At 32.1% G+C, this 19,076-nt stretch carries 17 protein-coding genes and 1 pseudogene; 8 read left to right on the top strand and 10 right to left on the bottom strand.

What is annotated here, in order from left to right:
• Positions 1 to 36: 36 nt before the first annotated feature.
• Genes GCU34_RS10175 through trhO form a run of 3 tightly spaced genes read right to left on the bottom strand, consistent with a single transcriptional unit; the run spans position 37 to position 2,875 of the window.
• Complete coding sequence (locus GCU34_RS10175; protein ID WP_072782496.1) at positions 37 to 267, bottom strand: ferredoxin; 231 nt, start codon at positions 265 to 267, stop codon at positions 37 to 39.
• Entirely contained in the window at positions 267 to 1,508 is a 1,242-nt protein-coding gene (locus tag GCU34_RS10170) for a peptidase U32 family protein (protein WP_072782500.1), read from the bottom strand. Before GCU34_RS10170 ends, GCU34_RS10175 begins: the two co-directional genes overlap by 1 nt.
• Positions 1,508 to 2,875 (bottom strand): oxygen-dependent tRNA uridine(34) hydroxylase TrhO, encoded by a 1,368-nt coding sequence (gene trhO, locus GCU34_RS10165; RefSeq protein ID WP_072782503.1) that lies wholly within the window; start codon positions 2,873 to 2,875, stop codon positions 1,508 to 1,510. The genes GCU34_RS10170 and trhO overlap by 1 nt, the downstream gene beginning before the upstream one ends.
• Positions 2,876 to 3,030: 155 nt before the next feature.
• Between trhO and GCU34_RS13660 the strand changes: the two genes are divergently transcribed.
• The 7 genes from GCU34_RS13660 (at position 3,031) to GCU34_RS10130 (ending at position 9,143) form a co-directional block, all read left to right on the top strand.
• Positions 3,031 to 3,285, top strand: a complete 255-nt coding sequence (locus GCU34_RS13660) for a hypothetical protein (RefSeq protein ID WP_072782505.1) — start codon at positions 3,031 to 3,033, stop codon at positions 3,283 to 3,285.
• Positions 3,286 to 3,288: 3 nt separating this feature from the next.
• Positions 3,289 to 3,822 carry a hypothetical protein gene (locus GCU34_RS10155; RefSeq protein ID WP_152378447.1) on the top strand — a complete coding sequence of 178 codons (534 nt, stop codon included), beginning with the start codon at positions 3,289 to 3,291 and terminating at the stop codon, positions 3,820 to 3,822.
• Between the two features lie 38 nt (positions 3,823 to 3,860).
• Positions 3,861 to 5,339 (top strand): glycosyltransferase family 9 protein, encoded by a 1,479-nt coding sequence (locus GCU34_RS10150; RefSeq protein ID WP_152378446.1) that lies wholly within the window; start codon positions 3,861 to 3,863, stop codon positions 5,337 to 5,339.
• A gap of 33 nt (positions 5,340 to 5,372) precedes the next feature.
• Positions 5,373 to 6,374 (top strand): recombinase RecA, encoded by a 1,002-nt coding sequence (gene recA, locus GCU34_RS10145; protein WP_072782511.1) that lies wholly within the window; start codon positions 5,373 to 5,375, stop codon positions 6,372 to 6,374.
• Positions 6,375 to 6,466: 92 nt separating this feature from the next.
• Entirely contained in the window at positions 6,467 to 6,874 is a 408-nt protein-coding gene (locus GCU34_RS10140; RefSeq protein WP_072782514.1) for a hypothetical protein, read from the top strand.
• Positions 6,875 to 6,885: 11 nt separating this feature from the next.
• Positions 6,886 to 7,434, top strand: coding sequence for an RNA polymerase sigma factor (locus tag GCU34_RS10135; RefSeq protein ID WP_072782517.1), 549 nt, complete (start codon positions 6,886 to 6,888; stop codon positions 7,432 to 7,434).
• The gene (locus GCU34_RS10130) at positions 7,431 to 9,143 is read left to right on the top strand and encodes a hypothetical protein (protein WP_072782520.1); all 1,713 of its coding nucleotides are present in this window, start codon (positions 7,431 to 7,433) and stop codon (positions 9,141 to 9,143) included. Before GCU34_RS10135 ends, GCU34_RS10130 begins: the two co-directional genes overlap by 4 nt.
• Positions 9,144 to 9,235: 92 nt before the next feature.
• Here GCU34_RS10130 and GCU34_RS10125 read toward each other — a convergent pair whose 3' ends face one another.
• Positions 9,236 to 9,961 (bottom strand): lysophospholipid acyltransferase family protein, encoded by a 726-nt coding sequence (locus GCU34_RS10125; RefSeq protein ID WP_072782523.1) that lies wholly within the window; start codon positions 9,959 to 9,961, stop codon positions 9,236 to 9,238.
• 86 nt (positions 9,962 to 10,047) lie between these two features.
• On the opposite strand from GCU34_RS10125, the gene trpS reads away from it, so the two are divergent.
• Positions 10,048 to 11,016, top strand: coding sequence for a tryptophan--tRNA ligase (gene trpS / locus GCU34_RS10120; protein WP_072782545.1), 969 nt, complete (start codon positions 10,048 to 10,050; stop codon positions 11,014 to 11,016).
• A gap of 30 nt (positions 11,017 to 11,046) precedes the next feature.
• On the opposite strand, the pseudogene GCU34_RS10115 reads toward trpS, so the two are convergent.
• The 6 genes and pseudogenes from GCU34_RS10115 to hemE form a co-directional block, all read right to left on the bottom strand.
• A pseudogene (locus GCU34_RS10115) lies at positions 11,047 to 13,619 on the bottom strand (phosphoenolpyruvate carboxylase).
• Positions 13,620 to 13,652: 33 nt separating this feature from the next.
• Positions 13,653 to 14,753 carry a DNA-processing protein DprA gene (dprA, locus tag GCU34_RS10110; RefSeq protein WP_072782549.1) on the bottom strand — a complete coding sequence of 367 codons (1,101 nt, stop codon included), beginning with the start codon at positions 14,751 to 14,753 and terminating at the stop codon, positions 13,653 to 13,655.
• A gap of 90 nt (positions 14,754 to 14,843) precedes the next feature.
• Positions 14,844 to 15,908 (bottom strand): CNNM domain-containing protein, encoded by a 1,065-nt coding sequence (locus tag GCU34_RS10105; protein WP_072782552.1) that lies wholly within the window; start codon positions 15,906 to 15,908, stop codon positions 14,844 to 14,846.
• Between the two features lie 144 nt (positions 15,909 to 16,052).
• Positions 16,053 to 17,051 (bottom strand): porphobilinogen synthase, encoded by a 999-nt coding sequence (gene hemB, locus GCU34_RS10100; protein ID WP_072782555.1) that lies wholly within the window; start codon positions 17,049 to 17,051, stop codon positions 16,053 to 16,055.
• Between the two features lie 33 nt (positions 17,052 to 17,084).
• The gene (gene hemF, locus GCU34_RS10095) at positions 17,085 to 17,987 is read right to left on the bottom strand and encodes an oxygen-dependent coproporphyrinogen oxidase (RefSeq protein WP_084656838.1); all 903 of its coding nucleotides are present in this window, start codon (positions 17,985 to 17,987) and stop codon (positions 17,085 to 17,087) included.
• A gap of 63 nt (positions 17,988 to 18,050) precedes the next feature.
• Positions 18,051 to 19,076: a uroporphyrinogen decarboxylase gene (hemE, locus tag GCU34_RS10090; RefSeq protein ID WP_072782562.1), complete on the bottom strand. Its 1,026-nt coding sequence runs from the start codon at positions 19,074 to 19,076 to the stop codon at positions 18,051 to 18,053.

Genomic DNA, 19,076 nt, shown 5'->3' with positions numbered 1-19,076 from the left:
AAAACAGGTATTCAAATAGTATTTTACCGATATTTTTTAGGTTTCTTTAACCGATATAATATTTACCGGACAAGCTTTTTCGGCTAATTCACACGCTTCTACAATGGTGTGATCGGGCGATTTTAAGGTGTGAAATCCTTTGGTGTTGATCGATTTTATTAAAACCGTTTTTCCGTCTTTTTTAGACATTTGGAATTGGTTAGGGGCAAATTCAACACAATAATTGCAACCTATACACTTATCTCGTTGTAAAGTAATGATAACCATTAAGCTTCTACAATTTTATACATTTTGTCAGACAAACGTATTCTAAACGGAAGTTTCAACGTTAAGCTGTCGCCTTTTGTCGCTTTTTCACAAGTAGTGTCGTTAACCATCATGTCTTCGATAACCATTTCTTGTACACCCGTTGTTGGACCCGTAATTAAAACTTTATCTCCTTTTTTAAGATCATACGCCTCAATTTTAAATTCAGCAATACTTGCTTTAGGGAAATAATGCACTCCTTTTCCAATGTATACTTTCTTTTGTGTAGCATTACTTCCGGGATCTTTACTCCATTCGCCTAATTTTTGGCCCAAATAGTAACCACTCCAAAAACCTCTGTTGTAAACCGTATTTAGCGCTTCCATCCATTCGGCTACTTTTTCTTGCGAAAATGTTCCGTCATAATACGAATCAATAGCTTCTCTGTACGTTTTGACAACGGTTGCTACGTATTCTGGAGCGCGACCACGACCTTCAATTTTTAAAACTTTTATTCCGGTATCAATCACTTGGTCTAAGAAATCAAGCGTACATAAATCTTTTGGAGACATCATGTATTCGTTGTCGATTTCGATTTCGAAACCCGTTTCTTGGTCGATAACCGTGTATTTTTTACGACAATTTTGTTTGCAAGCTCCACGATTTGCAGAAGAATTGTGCGAATGTAAACTCAAATAGCATTTTCCGGAAACGGCCATACATAAAGCACCGTGACCGAAAATTTCGATTTCCACTAAATTGCCACTTGGTCCTTTAACCTGTTCTTTCTCAATTTGCTCCGTAATTTTCTTTACTTGACGTAAACTCAATTCGCGAGAAAGTACAATTGTATCGGCAAACATGGCGTAAAATTTCACCGTTTCAATGTTGGTTACATTTACTTGTGTCGAAATATGAACTTCCATACCAATGCTTCTAGCTGTCATAATTACCGCTTGATCAGATGCAATCACCGCTGTAATATTAGCTTCTTTTGCCTTATTTAAAAGAGTTTTAACAATCGACAAATCGTGATCGTAAACAATGGTATTTAGAGTCAGATAGGTTCTAACGTTTTTTTCTTGGCAACGGCGCGCTATTTCTGGTAAATCGTCTAAGACAAAATTGATAGAAGCGCGTGCACGCATATTTAATTGCTCTACACCAAAATAAACTGAATCACATCCGTTGTCTAAAGCTGCTTGTAAGGATTCAAAATTACCAGCAGGTGCCATTAATTCTATTTTTCCTGTAGTAGTCATTACTTCTTAGTGATTTTAAATAGTTTATCTGATTTTCTAATTTTAAAAGGCAATTCAATAGTAATTTTATCGCCGGCAGTTGCCAATGTATTTTCAACTCCGTTAACCAACATTTTTTCCAAGGTAAATTCAACTTCGCCTGTTGTTGGTCCGGAAATTAAAAGTAAATCGCCGGTATTGATTTCTTTATTCGTAAGTGTAAATAAAGCGACTTGCGATTTAGAATAATAATGTTCGCCATTACCCACCAAAACTTTTTTAGTGGCAATTTTTTGACGAATAGGTAAATCGTTTTCTGGTTTTGCTTTAGCTAAAGAAACATCAGACAATGCACCTGAATGTTTGAATTTTAAAGCTTCCGATTTTCCTTTTTTGAAAATTTTATTGCTGTTGCTTTGTCCCTTTCTCAGTTTAATTTGTTCCACCAAAGGCAAATGAATGATTTCTTGACATTCGGTAGAACAACAATGATCCATTTTGGCAGCACATTCGTCACATTGAATAAACAACAAGTGACAGCCGTCGTTAGCGCAATTGGTATGAGTATCGCAAGGTTTTCCACATTGATGACATTGCGAAATGATATCATCGGTAATTCTTTCGCCTAAACGATTGTCGAAAACGAAATTTTTACCAATGAATTTACTTTCTAAGTTTTCTGCTTTTACCTGACGTGCATATTCAATAACACCGCCTTCTAATTGGTACACATTTTTAAAACCTTGATGTTTGAAGTAAGCTGAAGCTTTTTCGCAACGAATTCCTCCGGTGCAATACATCAACAAGTTTTTAGATTCTTTGTAGTCTTTTAGTTGGTCGTTAATAATAGGCAAACTTTCACGGAAGGTATCAACATCAGGTGTGATGGCGCCTTTAAAATGACCAACTTCACTTTCGTAATGGTTACGAAAATCGACCACAATGGTATTAGGATCGTCTAATAATTGGTTGAATTCATTCGCTTTTAAGTGAATTCCTTTATTGGTTACATCAAAAGTAGCATCGTCTAATCCATCGGCAACGATTTTGTGACGCACTTTTATGGTTAACTTTAAAAAAGAATGATCGTCTTGTTCGCGAGCCACATTTAAACGAATGCCACGCATGAAATCATATTCATCCAAAGTGGTTCTGAAGGCTTCAAATTGGTCAGCCGGAACACTCATTTGAGCATTAATTCCTTCGTGAGCAACATAAATACGACCTAGAGCTTCTAAAGGATTCCAAGCTAAAAATAAATCGTCGCGAAATTGTTGTGGATTTTCAATTTTGGCATACGCATAGAACGAAAGTGTGATTCTTTCTTTTCCCGCTTCATCGATTAAACGGGCACGTTCTTCTGCGCTTAAAGTGTTGTACAGTTGCATGCTATAACTTTTAAGTGAGAAATATTTTTTTGAACTTTAAATGGAAAAGTTCGTGGGCAAAGTTAATAATAATCGATTAAATTGAGCAATAAACTAATTTTTAATTCGTTTTTAACTTAATTTTATTATATTGGCGGTTCAAAAGTTTTTACATTATGAATAGACGTAACTTTTTAAAGAATTCAGGAAAAGTGCTTTTAGCTACTTCGGCTATTGTTATTACAGGTAATTTGATGGCTTCTTGTTCTTCAGATGATGATAATTATAATAATGGTTATTATGACGACGGTTATTATGATGACGGATATTATGACGACGGATATTATGATGATGGTTACTACGATGACGGATATTATGACGACGGATATTATGACGACGGTTACTACGACGATGGCTATTACGGAGGATAAAATTTGAAAAAAATTCTTTTTTTACATGATACGGCTCTTACGCTAAAAAGAGGAGCTGAGTTAACAATTGCCCAACTAGTTTCAAAAGGAAAGGAGTTGGGTTTTCTTGTTGAAGTAGGTTTGTTGCAAAATTTTGAAGAAACAAAAACTACAATTTTAGCTCACGATTTACTAATTATTTGTAACACCTCAAGATGTAAATTTGAGTTAGATATTTTAAACTATGTTTTAGAATCTAAAATTCCTTTTTCTAAGATAGAATTTGATTATAACTTTTGCGTTCGAAGAAATATTTTATGCACTTTAGATAGAAATATTAGAAATTGTTGCAATACAGATAAATTTCATTTGTTTCGAACACTTTTTGCAAATTCTCAACTCAATATTTTTCAATCTCCAAAGCACTTTGAATCTCATGTCGAGTTTTATGGTGAAGCAATTTCGCATAATTATTTAATCATGCCACCAACAGTAGATGTGGAGAACATTTGTATTTCAGAAGAAAAAGTTGAAGAGATTCCTTTTTTGGAGAGTTAAGTTATTTAAAAGGAGGTGATGCATTTGTAGATTATGCTTTGGAACATCCGAATAAGAACTTTGTAGTTTTTGGTGAAAATAAATTAAGAAGAGAACTTCCAAAAAATATTAAGTTCAGAGAACCAATCGAGAATACTGAGGTTTTAAAAGTTTTAGGTAAAACCAAAGAAATAATTATCAAGCCTGTTTGGCCGGAACCATCAGGAAGATTAGCTGCAGAAGCATTTTTATCTGGTTGTAAATTAATTACAAATGATAGAGTAGGAACATGGTCTTTTGATTTTTATCCAGATGATAAAGAACGTGCAAAACAAGAAATGCAATCTACGATTTTGGAATTTTGGAGTAAAATTAAAGATATTCCTGTGCAAAGTTCGGTTTCAAAATCATTAGGAAATGTTTTGGTTTTAAAAAGTTATGGCGGACTTGGTGATATTTTCTTTACACTACCAGCAGTTTATAAATTAAAACAAGTTTCAGATTCGGTTACTTATGGTTTAAGTCCACGTTTGGTAAGTTTTTTTCAAAAGCATTTAAAAGGAATTCAAGTTGTAGATGCAACTCAAATAGATCAAACTAAATTTGATAAAATTATCGAATTTGGGAACTATCCAATTTTCGATAGAAGCGTTGAACAAATCGAGTATATTACTAGTAAGAAAGTGAAACAACATTCTATACAGCATTATATCGATGCGGTTTGCCGTTTTCATAGAGATTTGTCAAATAAAAATTTAGGTTTTCCATATTTTGAAAGAGAAACGAATTTTGAAAACCTTCATTATACTTTGCATCCAGGAGCTGGTTTTTTATTAAAAATTTGGCCAACAGAAAATTATGCAAAATTAATAGAAGAGATTCATGCTGTTTTTCCAAAATTACGATGTAAAATTATTTTAGGTAAAGACGACCCAAATCCACAAAAATTTTTATCTAAAGAGTACTCACATATTGATTTAATTACCGGAGATTTACACGAAGTAGGCGAAGCTATGGCAAGTGCTGTTTTTCACATTGGGAACGATGCAGGAATTACACATGTTGCAGGAGCTTTTAATGTACCAACAGTTGGAATTTATGGGCCAACGGGTCCAGGTTCTTGGGGAAGTTTTTCGGAGCAAAATGAAATTGTTTGGGGCAAGCCTGGAAATTGTACTTTAAAATGTAATTATGATGTTATCATAAACTGTAAAGATAGGGTTTGTTTGTCGTCGATTTCACCTAAAAAAGTTTTAGAAGCTTTATATAAATTGTTGCAAAAGACATATGAATTTGAGGATTTTGATATTTATATTAATCCTAATTTAAGCTACGATTTAAAGACTCGAGATTGCTTAATTAATTGGAATGAAAATGAAATTTTATTAGAATTTCAAAATGATGAAATGAAAGTCTATGTTGAAAAATTATTTTCTAAAAGTGTTCATTTTCAAGAATCTATAGAGCTAAATGAAGTGTTTCAGTTTTTTTATGAACAAGGCATTTTATTTTTGGTTCCCAAAATATTTAGAGAATAAAAAAATTGTATTTTTACGCAAAATATATATGTTATGAGTTCAGATAAAGAAGCCAAATTAAAAGCCCTTCAATTAACGTTAGACAAGTTAGACAAAACTTACGGTAAAGGTACTGTAATGAAAATGGGAGATTCTGCTGTAGAAGAAGTGGAAACTATTTCTTCAGGTTCTTTAGGATTAGATATTGCTCTTGGAGTAAATGGTTATCCAAAAGGAAGAATTATTGAAATTTATGGTCCAGAATCGTCAGGTAAAACAACGTTAACACTACACGCCATTGCTGAAGCTCAAAAAGCAGGAGGAATTGCAGCATTTATTGATGCAGAACACGCTTTTGATCGTTTTTATGCAGAGAAATTAGGTGTTGATATCGACAACTTAATTATTTCTCAACCAGATAATGGTGAACAAGCTTTAGAAATTGCTGAGAGTTTAATTCGTTCTGGTGCAGTTGATATTGTGGTAATTGACTCGGTTGCAGCATTAACTCCTAAAAGTGAAATCGAAGGTGACATGGGTGATAGTAAAATGGGATTACATGCTCGTTTAATGTCACAAGCATTACGTAAATTAACGGGTACAATTCACAAAACAAATTGTACAGTTTTCTTTATTAACCAGTTACGTGATAAAATTGGGGTAATGTTCGGAAATCCAGAAACAACAACTGGAGGTAATGCCTTAAAATTCTATGCTTCAGTTCGTGTTGATATTCGTAAATCGTCACAAATTAAAGATGGTGAAAATGTAATTGGTAACCGTGCAAAAGTAAAAATTGTTAAAAATAAAGTAGCACCACCTTTTAGAACGGCTGAGTTTGATATTATGTATGGAGAAGGTGTTTCAAAAGTGGGTGAGGTTTTAGATTTAGCGGTAGACTATGAGATTGTCAAGAAAAGTGGATCATGGTTTAGTTATGGTGAAACAAAACTAGGTCAAGGTCGAGATGCGGTGAAATCATTGATAAAAGATAATCCAGAATTGATGGAAGAACTGGAAACCAAAATAAAAGAGTATCTTAAATCACAAGCATAAAAATTAAATCCCGAAAATTTTTCGGGATTTTTTTATTAAATTAACGCAACCTTTTAAATAAGATAGCATCTATAAAATAGAGTTATAAAGAAATGAGAAGATTAGTTTTATTGTTAGTTTTATTGACTGCATTTATTAGTTGTAGTCCAAATGATGATACACCAAGGTTTCATTTAGAGTTGGTGCCTGCTGTATCAGTTGAAATGCCTGATTCTTTTGAATTGGGAGGTGTATACGCTATCACAGTTTGGTATAATAGACCAACAACTTGCCATTTTTCTGATGGTTTTTACTACGAAAGTAATCTAAATGAGAGAACGTTTGCTGTGCAAAATATTGTAGAAGAAAAAAGTAATTGTACAGATTTAGCAGATGAATTAATTAGCGATACTTTTAATTTTAAAGTATTAAGTAATGGTAGTTATGTATTTAAATTCTGGACAGGTGTAGATTCAGAAGGGGAGAATACTTTTATAGAGAGAGAGATACCAGTTTATTAATTTTTTGACGATTGATACTTGAGCAAATTATACATGAATGCAAGGGCGGAAATAGAAAGGCACAAGAGCAAATTTACAAGCATCTAAGTTCTAGTATTTTTGCTGTGTGTCTTAAATATTCACGCAATTATGAAGAAGCTCAAGATAATTTTCAAGAAGGTTTTTTGTTAATTTTTGACAAAATAGAGCATTATCAATTTAAAGGTTCTTTTGAAGGATGGGCAAAAAGAGTTGTAATTAATTATGTTTTACAACAATATCGGAAGAAAGGGATTTTTGAAATAATTTCAGAAAACATGCCCGATCAAGAAGATGTTGAAGTTGATGAAGATGCGGTTTCTGTTGAGTTTTTAACAAAAATAATTCAAGAATTACCAGATCGTTATCGTTTGGTTTTTAATCTTTATGTAATAGACGATTATTCGCATAAAGAAATTGCCGAAATGTTGTCCATAAATGTTGGTACTTCAAAATCGAATTTAGCACGAGCTAAAGCAATTTTGAAAGATAAAATAGAAAAGAATCAAAATAATTTTGGTCAAACCAAAAGAATTCAATGAAAGAGAGTAAAAATATAGAAAGATTATTTCAAGAAAAATTTAAAGATTTTGAAGCAATACCTCCTTCAGAATCATGGGATTTTATTGAAGCGCGATTAAATGAAAAGAAGAAAAAGAAACGTGTTATTCCATTTTGGTTTAAAACATCTGGAATTGCAGCTGTATTTGTTATTGGTTTAGGTTTTTTAATTAATTATTACTCAGGAAATGATACTACAATTTCTATTGAAGATGCAATAGTTAACGAAGAGGTGAATAGTTCAAAAGAAAACCAACTAGAACAAAATACAAATCAAAAATTTAAGAATGAAGAAGATGTAATTCAGAAACATATTCGTTCTAATGAAGTTGTAACAGAATCTAAAGAAAGACAAAACAATACAAATAATTCTTCAAAATCAATTGAATTAAATAAAGAGAAAATTGAGGATTCAAACGATAATGGCTCGTTTGTGAATAATAAATCGAATAATACTAAAAAAGATAAAAAGTATAATGATTTCGATTTAGATGGAGAACAAAATGTTTTAGTTCAAAATAAAAGAAAGATTAAAAAATCAAGTTCTAATATTAAAAATGAAACAAGCATAATTAATTCAACAAAAAATAAATCGGAGTTATTTATTTCTAATGAAGTAGAAAATAATGTAGTGGATAATAATTCGACAACAAAATCTAATAATCAAAATAGTCTTTTAGGCAATTCAGTTGCTGATGTTATAAATGCAAATAATGAAAAATTAGACAATTTGAGCAAAAATTTAGTCGATAATTCTCAAAATAATAATGATGTAAATGAAGCTATAAACATTTCAATTATTGATTCAACATTCAAAAATAATTCTAATCTCGTTGAAAATAATTCTTTACAAAATGACAGTATACAAGTTGTCGTAAATGAAGAACTCAACGAATTAGAAAAATTGCTTAAAGAAAAAGAAGAGGGAAAAGATGCTGATGAAAAAGAAAAAGAAGAGAAAGTAAGTAAATGGGCTGTAAGTACAAATGCTTCGCCCATTTATTTCAATTCTATTTCCGAAGGTTCCCCAATAGATCAATCTTTAGCAACAAATACAAAAAAATCTAATTTAACCATGAGTTATGGTGTTGGATTACAATATCAACTTTCTTCAAAATTAGCTCTAAAAGCGGGGATTAATAATTTAAACTTAAGTTATGAAACTCAAAACGTTTATTATGAAACAGCTCTAGTGTCTACAAGTGGTTTTAACCAAAATATTGATGAAAATGCTAATGCTAGAAACATTCATATTTATGGAGAAAAACCGGTTATTTCGCCTACAACATTATTCAGTGATGTTGATACTCAATCTTTCGATGTTGCACATTCGGGTAATTTAAGACAAGATATTAGGTATTTTGAAATTCCATTAGAGTTAAGTTATAAGTTGGTCGATAAAAAATTTGGAATCGATTTAGTAGGAGGTTTCAGTACATTTTTATTAAATGGTAATTCTATTTGGCTATTAGATGAAGGTATGGAAATGGAAATAGGAAAAGCAAATAATCTAAATAATACAAACTTTAGTAGCAATCTAGGTTTTGGATTAAATTATAAGTTTTTAAAGAATTTTAGAGCAGAAATCCAACCCATGTTCAAATATCAGTTCAATACATTTAGTGAAAACTCGGGAGATTTTAAACCTTATTTTATTGGAGTTTATTCTGGTTTGAGTTATAGATTTTAGTATAAGTTTAGTAAGTTAATAAATTTTAGTTAAGTTGTTTCGAGTCTTATTTACAAGGCGAAACTTAAAAAGCCCCTTTAAAGGGGCTTTTTTTAATTTTTTAAATCATTTAAAATAACAGTTCTAGCTCGTTCTTTTATCTTATGTTTTTCTTCTAGAGTTATACCTTCGGTAGAAATAGGAGTGTGAACTTTAACTCTCATTCTACCGGGTTTACCACTAAAAAATCTAAAAGGGAATCGTTTTTTATTATCAATAAAGCTCATAGGTACAATAGGTATTTGGTGTTCAATTGCCAGACGAAAAGCACCATCTTTAAATTCATCTAAAACGATACTTTCATCATCTGGAACGCCACCTTCCGGAAAAATACAAATACTTAAACCTTGGTGTAAGCGTTTTTGAGCTCTTTCAAAAACTTGGTACCTACTTTTGCTACTGCTTCTGTCAACTAATATACAAACACGTTTATAGAAAAAACCAAAAATTGGGAATTTAGATAACTCTTTTTTACCAACAAATACAAATGGATTATCCTTAACCACAACAAGCATTAACATTATGTCGGTCATCGAAGTATGGTTTGCTACAAGCATGTAACTTTTCCCTTTTTCAAGAGGTTTTTCAAAATCTATTTTATAATAAAACCCCATGCCCCATAAAACAAATTTTCCCCAAAAGCGAGCTACTCTAAAAAACTGAGGATATGTTTTTTCTGAACTAACCAAAATCAGTAAAATAGGTGATAAAATAATAATAGGAATCATTATTAAAATATAGAACCAAATACGCCAGAAAAACCAAAATATATATTTCATTAAGTGCCAATTTATCCCAAAAGTAATTAAAATTTAATTAATGAAATCCTACCGAAAACCGTATTTTTGCAGAAATTTATTTAAAAATGGCAAAAGTATTAACAGGAGTTCAAAGTACAGGTACACCTCATTTAGGAAATCTATTAGGAGCTATTTTACCTGCTATTGAAATGACTAAAAATCCGGATAATGAATCGTTCCTATTCATCGCCGATTTGCATTCGATTACACAAATTAAAGATGGTGCAACATTAAGAGCTAACACTTATAGTGTAGCTGCAACTTGGCTTGCTTGTGGTTTAGATACTAACAAGGTTGTTTTTTATCGCCAAAGTGATGTGCCTCAAGTAACCGAATTATCTTGGTATTTAAGCTGTTTTTTTCCTTTTCAACGATTAACATTAGCTCATTCATTTAAAGATAAAGCAGATCGTTTAGACGACGTTAATGCAGGATTATTTACTTATCCTATGTTAATGGCGGCAGATATTTTATTGTACGATGCCGAAATAGTTCCTGTTGGTAAAGATCAATTACAACATTTAGAAATTACTCGTGACGTGGCTTCTCGTTTTAATCATCAAATGGGTGAAACATTTGTTTTACCAGATGCTAAAATTGATGATAATGTAATGATTATTCCAGGTACCGATGGTGAAAAAATGAGTAAATCTCGTAACAATTTCATTAATATTTTTGTTGATGATAAAGCATTACGTAAACAAATTATGGCTATTCAAACAGATAGTACACCACTTGAAGAACCTAAAAACCCAGATACTTGTAATTGCTTTGCATTGTATAGATTGTTAGCTTCGCCTTCTCAAGTTGAAGAAATGAGAGCAAATTATTTAGCAGGCGGTTATGGTTACGGACATGCAAAACAAGCTTTATATGAATTGATTTTAGAACGTTTTGCAACCGAAAGAGAAACATACAATTATTACATGAATAATTTAGAAGAACTAGATAAATTGCTTTTTGAAGGAGCGGCAAAAGCTAGTTCAATTGCTAATGAAGTTTTAAAACGCGTTCGTGTAAAATTAGGATATTAAAATAAAGGAACTCAATTGAGTTCCTTTTTATTATGCTGAATTTCTACTTGCATTAATGTTTCCAAAAAGCGATCGCGTTACTATTTTTTCATATACTTCAATTGCTTTTGCATTTTTTTCAGGATCTTGTTTTAATTCTCTAATGTGCATTAAAGCATATTGTTGAACCGTTAATAATGGTAAAACAATTTTTTCTCTCAAATCAATTGAAGCTTTCCCAGCTTGTTGGTTTTCCATTAAAGTTGTAAATCCAGTAAGTTTTAATAAAAGACGTAAAGTGTTTTCATATTCTTCAAAAATGATTTGCCAAAATGCGCCAAACTCGGGATCGTTTTTCATGTAAGCTGTTAAAGGAAAAAACGTTTTACTTAGTGCCATCATACTATTCTCAATTAATGTTTTAAAGAATAAAGAATTGTTGTATAATGCAGTTACTTCTTCCCATCTATTTGATTTTTCAAAATGACCCAATGCAGTTCCAACTCCAAAAAAACCTGGAACGTTTTGTTTTAATTGGCTCCAAGAACCTACAAAAGGAATAGCTCTTAAATCGTCTAAATTTAATTTTTCTGATTGTTTGCGTTTCGAAGGACGACTTCCAATATTGGTTTTAGCATAATAATTTAGCGTGCTCATTTCCTCTAAGTAAGAAACAAACTTCGGATGGTTTTTAAAATCTATATATTTTTGATAACTAATGTTACAAAGCTCTTGCATGGTTTCTTTTTCATTTTGAGAAAGTAAATTTTCGTTTTTATGAAAAAGTTGGTTGTTTGCCCCAGCGCTCAATAAATTTTCTAAATTAAAGCGGCAAGAATCTAATGTTCCAAAATTTGAACTAATGGTTTGACCTTGTATTGTTAATTGAATTTCTTTGTTTTCAATTTCTGGACCTAAAGAAGCATAAAATTGACTTGTTTTTCCGCCTCCTCTAGCTGGTGGTCCACCACGACCATCAAAAAAGATTACTTCAATATCATATTTTCTAGACATTTCGGTTAAGGCAACTTTAGCTTTATAAATTGCCCAGTTTGCCATTAAATAACCGCCATCTTTGGTTCCATCAGAAAAGCCAAGCATAATGTTTTGTTTGTTTTTTCTTCTGGTTAAGTGATCTCTATATTCTGGTAATAAATAAAGTTTTTCCATTACTTGAGCGGCATTTTCCAAATCGCTTACGCTTTCAAATAGTGGCACAATATCAACAGTAGGATTTTCCCATCCACAAAGACCAAATAACGCAAAAGCTTCCATTACATTTTGTGCATTTTCATTATTACTAATGATGTAACGATGGCAACCTTTTTCACCATTCTCTTCTTGAATGGTCTTTATTGCTTTTATCGATGTAATTGTTCTTTTGGTAAATTCATCTTCAAAGTCATTTTCCTTTAGATTTCCTTTTATGGTTACCAATTTTTTAACTTATCATCTTCTGATAATTCATTGAAATTGGTACCAAATAAATCAGTGTTTTTTTCTATAATATTCTCGAAAACTTGTTTGTGAATTTTACTATTTTGACGAATATCAAGTGAAGCAAAATGGAATCCGAAAGAGTTAAATTTGTTCCAAACAACATCTACTTCATCTACATATAAACCTTGATGCTTAGTAATTAAAATTTGTTTTATTTGATGTAAGTAGCTTTCAAATTCAGATTGTGTGATGAAAATTTCTCCTTGTGAATAAAATACCGAACGATATAATTTATTTTCTAATTCGGCAATTAAAACGTCAACTTCAGCAAAAGTTAATTTTCGTTTTAATTTTCTAATGTCTAAATAATAACATTTTAAAATAGAAGTACGTAAACGTTGTCCAACTTGTAATGTAATTTCAGTAGTTACAAAAGGATTTCCATCTCGATCTCCACCTGGCCAAAAACCCAGTGAAAAAATATCATTTTCTAATGCTTTATTTTTAGAGATATTCTTTTGAATGTATTGTAACATATCACCAACAGTTTCATAAAATACGTTTTCTAAGAACCAAATTAAACTTACTGCTTCATCAAAAGGTGTTGGTTTTTCTTTTTTGATGAATGGTGTTTTTCCTAATTGTGCTAATAATTGCTCAATTTGAACCAAATTGTTTTGCTTGATTGCTTCCGTTAAATCGGTAATAATTCCTAAAACAGATCCTGGATAAAACTGTGTTGGGTGCGCTGTTAAAACAGTTTTTACGCTAAAATTTTCTAAAAAGTGAACGAGTTCTTCTTTCTGAAATTTTTGTTCTGCATTTTCTTTAATTCCTCTTAAAGAACCTCTTCCTTCTAAATTATTTATAACAGAAAAAGCAGCATCTTCAATAGCATCAAAAAGTACAACTTGTCGTTCTACGTATTGAATAAAACGAAAGAATAAACTAATTTTTAATTCTTCAGATGCGTTTTCAAGATATTTAGAGAAAAATTCTGCAACAATTTCCTTTGGACTTAAATTATTTTTAAATCCGTCTTCACAAATTTTCGAGAACAGCGGAAGTAATACTCCTGTGTTATCAATTTTATCAAAGGGTAAAGTGATGAAAACACTATTGTAAAGATTATATTTTGATGCAACTTGCTGTTTAAATCGCTCAATTTGAGGAATTGTGTACATTTGAACAATAATTTTTTTAAAGTTAGCCAAATTTTATATGGCTTCAAAAATTTTTCCTGGTAAAGGTTTCACAACCCCTTTTAACTCCATGTTTAATAATGTGCCAGAAAGTTTAAAAATAGGAATATTACATTCTATTGAAATAATATCTAGTATTTCTTTCCCTTTTAATAAGAAATTATAGATTTTTTGTTCTTCTTCTGAAAGTGATACAAATAGTTGTTTTTGAATACCTTTTTCTTCTTTTTTATGAACTTCCCAATTTAACAAATAGACTAAATCGGCAGCTGAAGTAATTAATTGTGCTTTTTGAGTTTTAATTAAATTATGACATCCCTGACTGTATTTATCTGTTGTTCTTCCCGGTACAGCAAAAACTTCTCTATTATAATCGTTTGCAATATTGGCTGTTATGAGCGAACCACCTTTTTCGGCACTTTCAATAACAATTGTTGCTTCACTTATTCCGGCAACAATTCTATTTCGTTTCACAAAATTTTCTCTATCCGGATTTGAATTCGACCAAAATTCAGTTAAAAAACCACCATTTTGTTCCATTTTTGCCATATATTTTTTGTGATTCTTAGGATATATTTGATTTAAACCATGAGCTAAAACACCTATAGTTTGTAAATTATGATCCATAGCTGCTTGATGAGCAACAATGTCAACTCCGTAAGCAAAACCACTAACAATTATAGGATTTAATGGAGCTAATTCTTCTATGAATTTTTTCGTAAACTCGTTTCCATAAGTGGTAATGTTTCTTGTGCCTACAATGCTAATTATTTTAGAATTGTCGAGATTCATATTTCCCGATTGAAATAATAAAATGGGTGCATCAAAACAATGTTTTAAACGTTCTGGATAATCGTTGTTCAGAAAATAAAGTGAGGTTATATTTTCTCTTTCAAGAAAGTTTAGTTCTTCTTCGGCAAGTTTAAAAGAAGAAGTTTGCTTAAGATTTTGAATGGTGTTTTTACCAATTCCATCAATTTTAGCTAATGAAGTTTTTTTTGCTTTAAAAACTGCTTCTGCAGAACCTAAGTTTTGCAATAATTTTTTTGCAGTAATATCACCTATTCCTTCCACTTGTAACAAAGCAAGCGTGAAGAACAAATCGTTCTGTGTCATGGCGTGTAATAATTATTTGGCGTATAAATTTCTAAAACAAATGTACACTTTCTTTTGAAAAACTCAAATAAAAAGGTGAAAACGAGTGGTTTATTCTTCGTCTTTGGAATATCCTAAACCTTTTGCTCTTTTTTCCCAATTTTTACGAGCTAGTTGTTGTAAATCTTCAACAGAATCACTTTCGTCCATAATCTCAAGTCCTAGAAGCGTTTCAATAACATCTTCTTGTGTAACTAATCCATTAAAAGAACCATATTCATCGATAATAATTGCCATATGATTTTTGGTTTGAATGAGTTGTTCAAAAAGAATTGGAATAGGTTGAGAACGTTTTGAAAGTAAAACAGGTCTTTTAATACTTTCTAGTTTTTCTTTTCCATCTCCCGTAATAATGGCATTTAGAATATCGGTACGTAAAACGATTCCGATGATATTGTCTTGATTTTCTGAATAGATTGGAATTCTTGAGTAACGAATATTTTTATTTGTGCTGTAAAAATCTTGAATTGTTAAATCAGCATCTGCAATTTTTACAACTGTTCTTGGTGTCATAATTTCTTTTGCCAAAACTCGATCTAAAGACAATAAATTTTTTAAAATTTTAGATTCAGATGTTTTAAAAATTCCTTCCTTTTCGGCAATTGTTGCCATGGTGTTAAAATCTTCTTTACTAACCATAGTTGTGTGAGCTGATCCACCAATTAATTTTGTAGTAAGTTGAAGTGACCAAAGAATTCCGGTTATTTTTAATGGGAAAATTAAAACTTGTAAGGCTTTAGTTGTAAATGGTGCCAATTGTTTCCAAAATTTAGCTCCGATAGTTTTAGGAATAATTTCGGAAAGAATTAGAATTAAAAATGTCATTATTGCCGATACTATTGCAACAGCATTATTACCATCACCATATACTTTTTCGGCTTGAACTCCAACGAGAATTGCACCAACAGTATGTGCAACAGTATTTAGTGTTAAAATAGTAATTAAAGGCTTGTCAATATCTGATTTTAACTCTTCTAGTTGAAAGGCGAAAGTTTTTCCTTCTTGTTTTTTTACATTCAAGAAAGTTGGTGTAACACTTAGTAAAACAGCTTCAAGTATAGAGCATAAAAATGAGAAGAAAATTGAAACTGTGGCATATAAAATTAAGAGTGTCATTTAGGATAAATTTGCTGATAACTAAAATACTCAATTTTCAAATTATTTCAAATAACTTAACAAATCATTCATAAAAAAACCTACAAGTAAGGCTTGTAGGTTTCATTTACTTGTAGGTTTCATTTATAAGATATTAAATAGTAATTATTTTTGGTTCAGAAGTATTGCAGCTTCTTTTGCAAAATAGGTAGAAATTAAACTAGCACCAGCACGTTTGATACACATTAATTGTTCCATCATAATTTTATCGTGATCTAACCAACCTCTTTCTGAAGCCGCTTTAATCATAGCATATTCTCCCGAAACATGGAAAACCGTTACTGGAACATCTACTGCATTTTTTACTTCACGAACGATATCCAAATAAGCAATTCCCGGTTTTACCATGACCATATCGGCGCCTTCTTCCACATCCCAAAGTGCTTCTTTTACTGCTTCAATTCTGTTGGCGTAATCCATTTGATACGTTTTTTTGTCTTTTGGTACTTCTACATCAGCATCTTTTGGAGCCGAATCCAAAGCATCACGAAACGGACCATAAAATGCCGAAGCATATTTAGCTGAATAACTCATAATGCCAACATTATGAAATCCAGCAGCATCTAAACCTTGACGTAAACGCAACACACGACCATCCATCATGTCACTTGGCGCAACAAAATCGGCACCAGCTTGTGCATGTGAAACCGCCATTTTTACTAAAGCATCATTGGTGGCATCATTTGCTACATCGCCTTTTTCAATAATTCCATCATGGCCATAAATCGAATAAGGGTCTAAAGCCACATCTGGCATTACAATCATTTCTGGACAAGCCGCTTTGATGGCACGAATGGCTCTTTGCATCAAACCATTGTCGTTCCAAGCTTCTTTTCCAGTATTGTCTTTTAAATCATCGCTAACTTTTACATAAATATTAACAGCTCTAATTCCTAAAGCATATAATTCTTTAACTTCTTCAACTGTTAAATCTAGTGTACGACGAAAAATACCTGGCATTGATGGTATTTCTACTTTACTGTTTTTGCCTTCCATAACGAACATAGGAAACATAAAGTCGGCTGGACTTAAACTGGTTTCTCTAACTATGGAACGAATACTTTCGTTTATTCTTAATCTTCTGCCTCTTTGTAATGGAAACATAATAATTGATAATTTATAATTGACAATGAATAATTATATCCAATCAATAGGTTCTTTTAAAATTTTTAATAATTTTTCTTCTTCACTTCCAGTTTCGGGATGATGATTATACACCCATTGCACATGTGGAGGCAAACTCATCAAAATACTTTCTATTCTTCCGTTGGTCTTTAAACCAAATAAGGTTCCTTTATCATGCACCAAATTGAATTCTACATAACGACCACGACGTATTTCTTGCCAAGTTCTGTTGGCTTCCGAATAGGATAAATCTTTTCTTCGTTCAACTATTGGCAAATAGGCTTCAAGAAAACTATTCCCAACTTCAGTCACAAAGTTGTACCAATCTTCCATTTTCATGTCTTCGCTTTCCTTTAAATAATCAAAGAATAATCCGCCAATTCCGCGTGCTTCATTTCTGTGTGTGTTCCAGAAATATTCGTCACATTTCTTTTTATACAAAGGATAAAATTCTGGGTTGTGATAATCACAAGCGGTTTTACATGTTTGGTGAAAATGTTTGGCATCTTCTTCAAACAAATAATAAGGCGTTAAATCTTGCCCACCGCCAAACCACTGGTTGATGACATTACCATTTTCGTCATACATTTCAAAGTAACGCCAATTAGCATGAACTGTTGGCACCATCGGACTTTTAGGATGAATCACCAAACTCAGTCCGCAAGCAAAAAAATCGGCTTCTCCTACACCGAACATTTTTTGCATGGTATCAGGCAATTTACCATGAACTGCCGAAATATTTACACCGCCTTTTTCAAAAACGTCTCCGTTTTCAATAACACGTGTTCTTCCGCCACCGCCTTCTGGTCGTTCCCAAAGATCTTCCTGAAATTTGGCTTTGCCATCAATATCTTCTAATCCTTTACAGATTTGATCTTGTAATTGTTGTATGTAGGCGTAAAATTTATTTTTCATGTTTTCAGTTTTCAGTCGCAGTTTTCAGTCGCAGTTTTGAATACTGAGACCAAGACTGTTTTGCTACTTTCCATATTCTTTAACCGCTTCAACAAATGCCTTAGCATGATCTACAGGAATGTTTGGTAAAATTCCGTGACCAAGGTTTACGATGTAATTGTCTTTTCCGAATTCGTCAATCATTTCATGAACCATTTTCTTGATGGTTGGAATTGGAGATAACAAACGACTTGGATCGAAATTACCTTGTAACGTGATTTTTCCACCTGTTAAATAACGTGCATTTTTAGGCGAACACGTCCAATCTACACCTAATGCAGAAGCTTTTGATTTTGCCATGTCGTTTAAGGCAAACCAACATCCTTTTCCGAAAACAATTACTTTCGTTTCTGGCGCTAATGCTTCTACAATTTGGTTAATATATTGCCAAGAAAATTCTTGATAGTCTGTTGGTGATAACATTCCGCCCCAAGAATCAAAAATTTGAACCGCATTTACGCCGTGTTTCACTTTTTCTTTTAAATAGGCAATTGTTGTATCGGTTATTTTTTGCAATAATAAGTGTGCTGCAACCGGTTCTGAAAAGCAGAACCCTTTGGCCTTATCGTAGCTTTTAGAACCTTTTCCTTCCACAGCATAACAAAAGATTGTCCAAGGCGAACCTGCGAAACCAATTAAAGGCACTTCGTTGTTCAACATTTCTTTTGTCATGTCGATAGCATCCATTACATAACCTAAACTTTCATTGATATCTGGAATGCGCACTTGCTCTATATCTTTTAATGAACGAATTGGGTTTGGGATAATTGGTCCAATTCCATCTTCTAATTCTACATCAATTCCCATTGCTTGAGGAACTACTAAAATATCTGAAAATAAAATAGCTGCATCGGGCTTTACAATACGAATAGGTTGTACTGTAATTTCCGAAGCTAATTCGGGAGTTTTACAACGTGTAAAGAAATCATATTTTTCGCGTAATGCTCTAAATTCTGGCAAATATCTACCTGCTTGACGCATCATCCAAACTGGTGGACGTTCAACAGTTTCATTATTTAAGGCTTTTAAAAATAAATCGTTTTGTATCAT

It is taken from the genome of Flavobacterium haoranii (genome assembly GCF_009363055.1).
In the GTDB taxonomy this organism is placed as follows: Bacteria; Bacteroidota; Bacteroidia; order Flavobacteriales; family Flavobacteriaceae; genus Flavobacterium; species Flavobacterium haoranii.
This window is presented reverse-complemented; position numbering and strand designations above follow the sequence as displayed.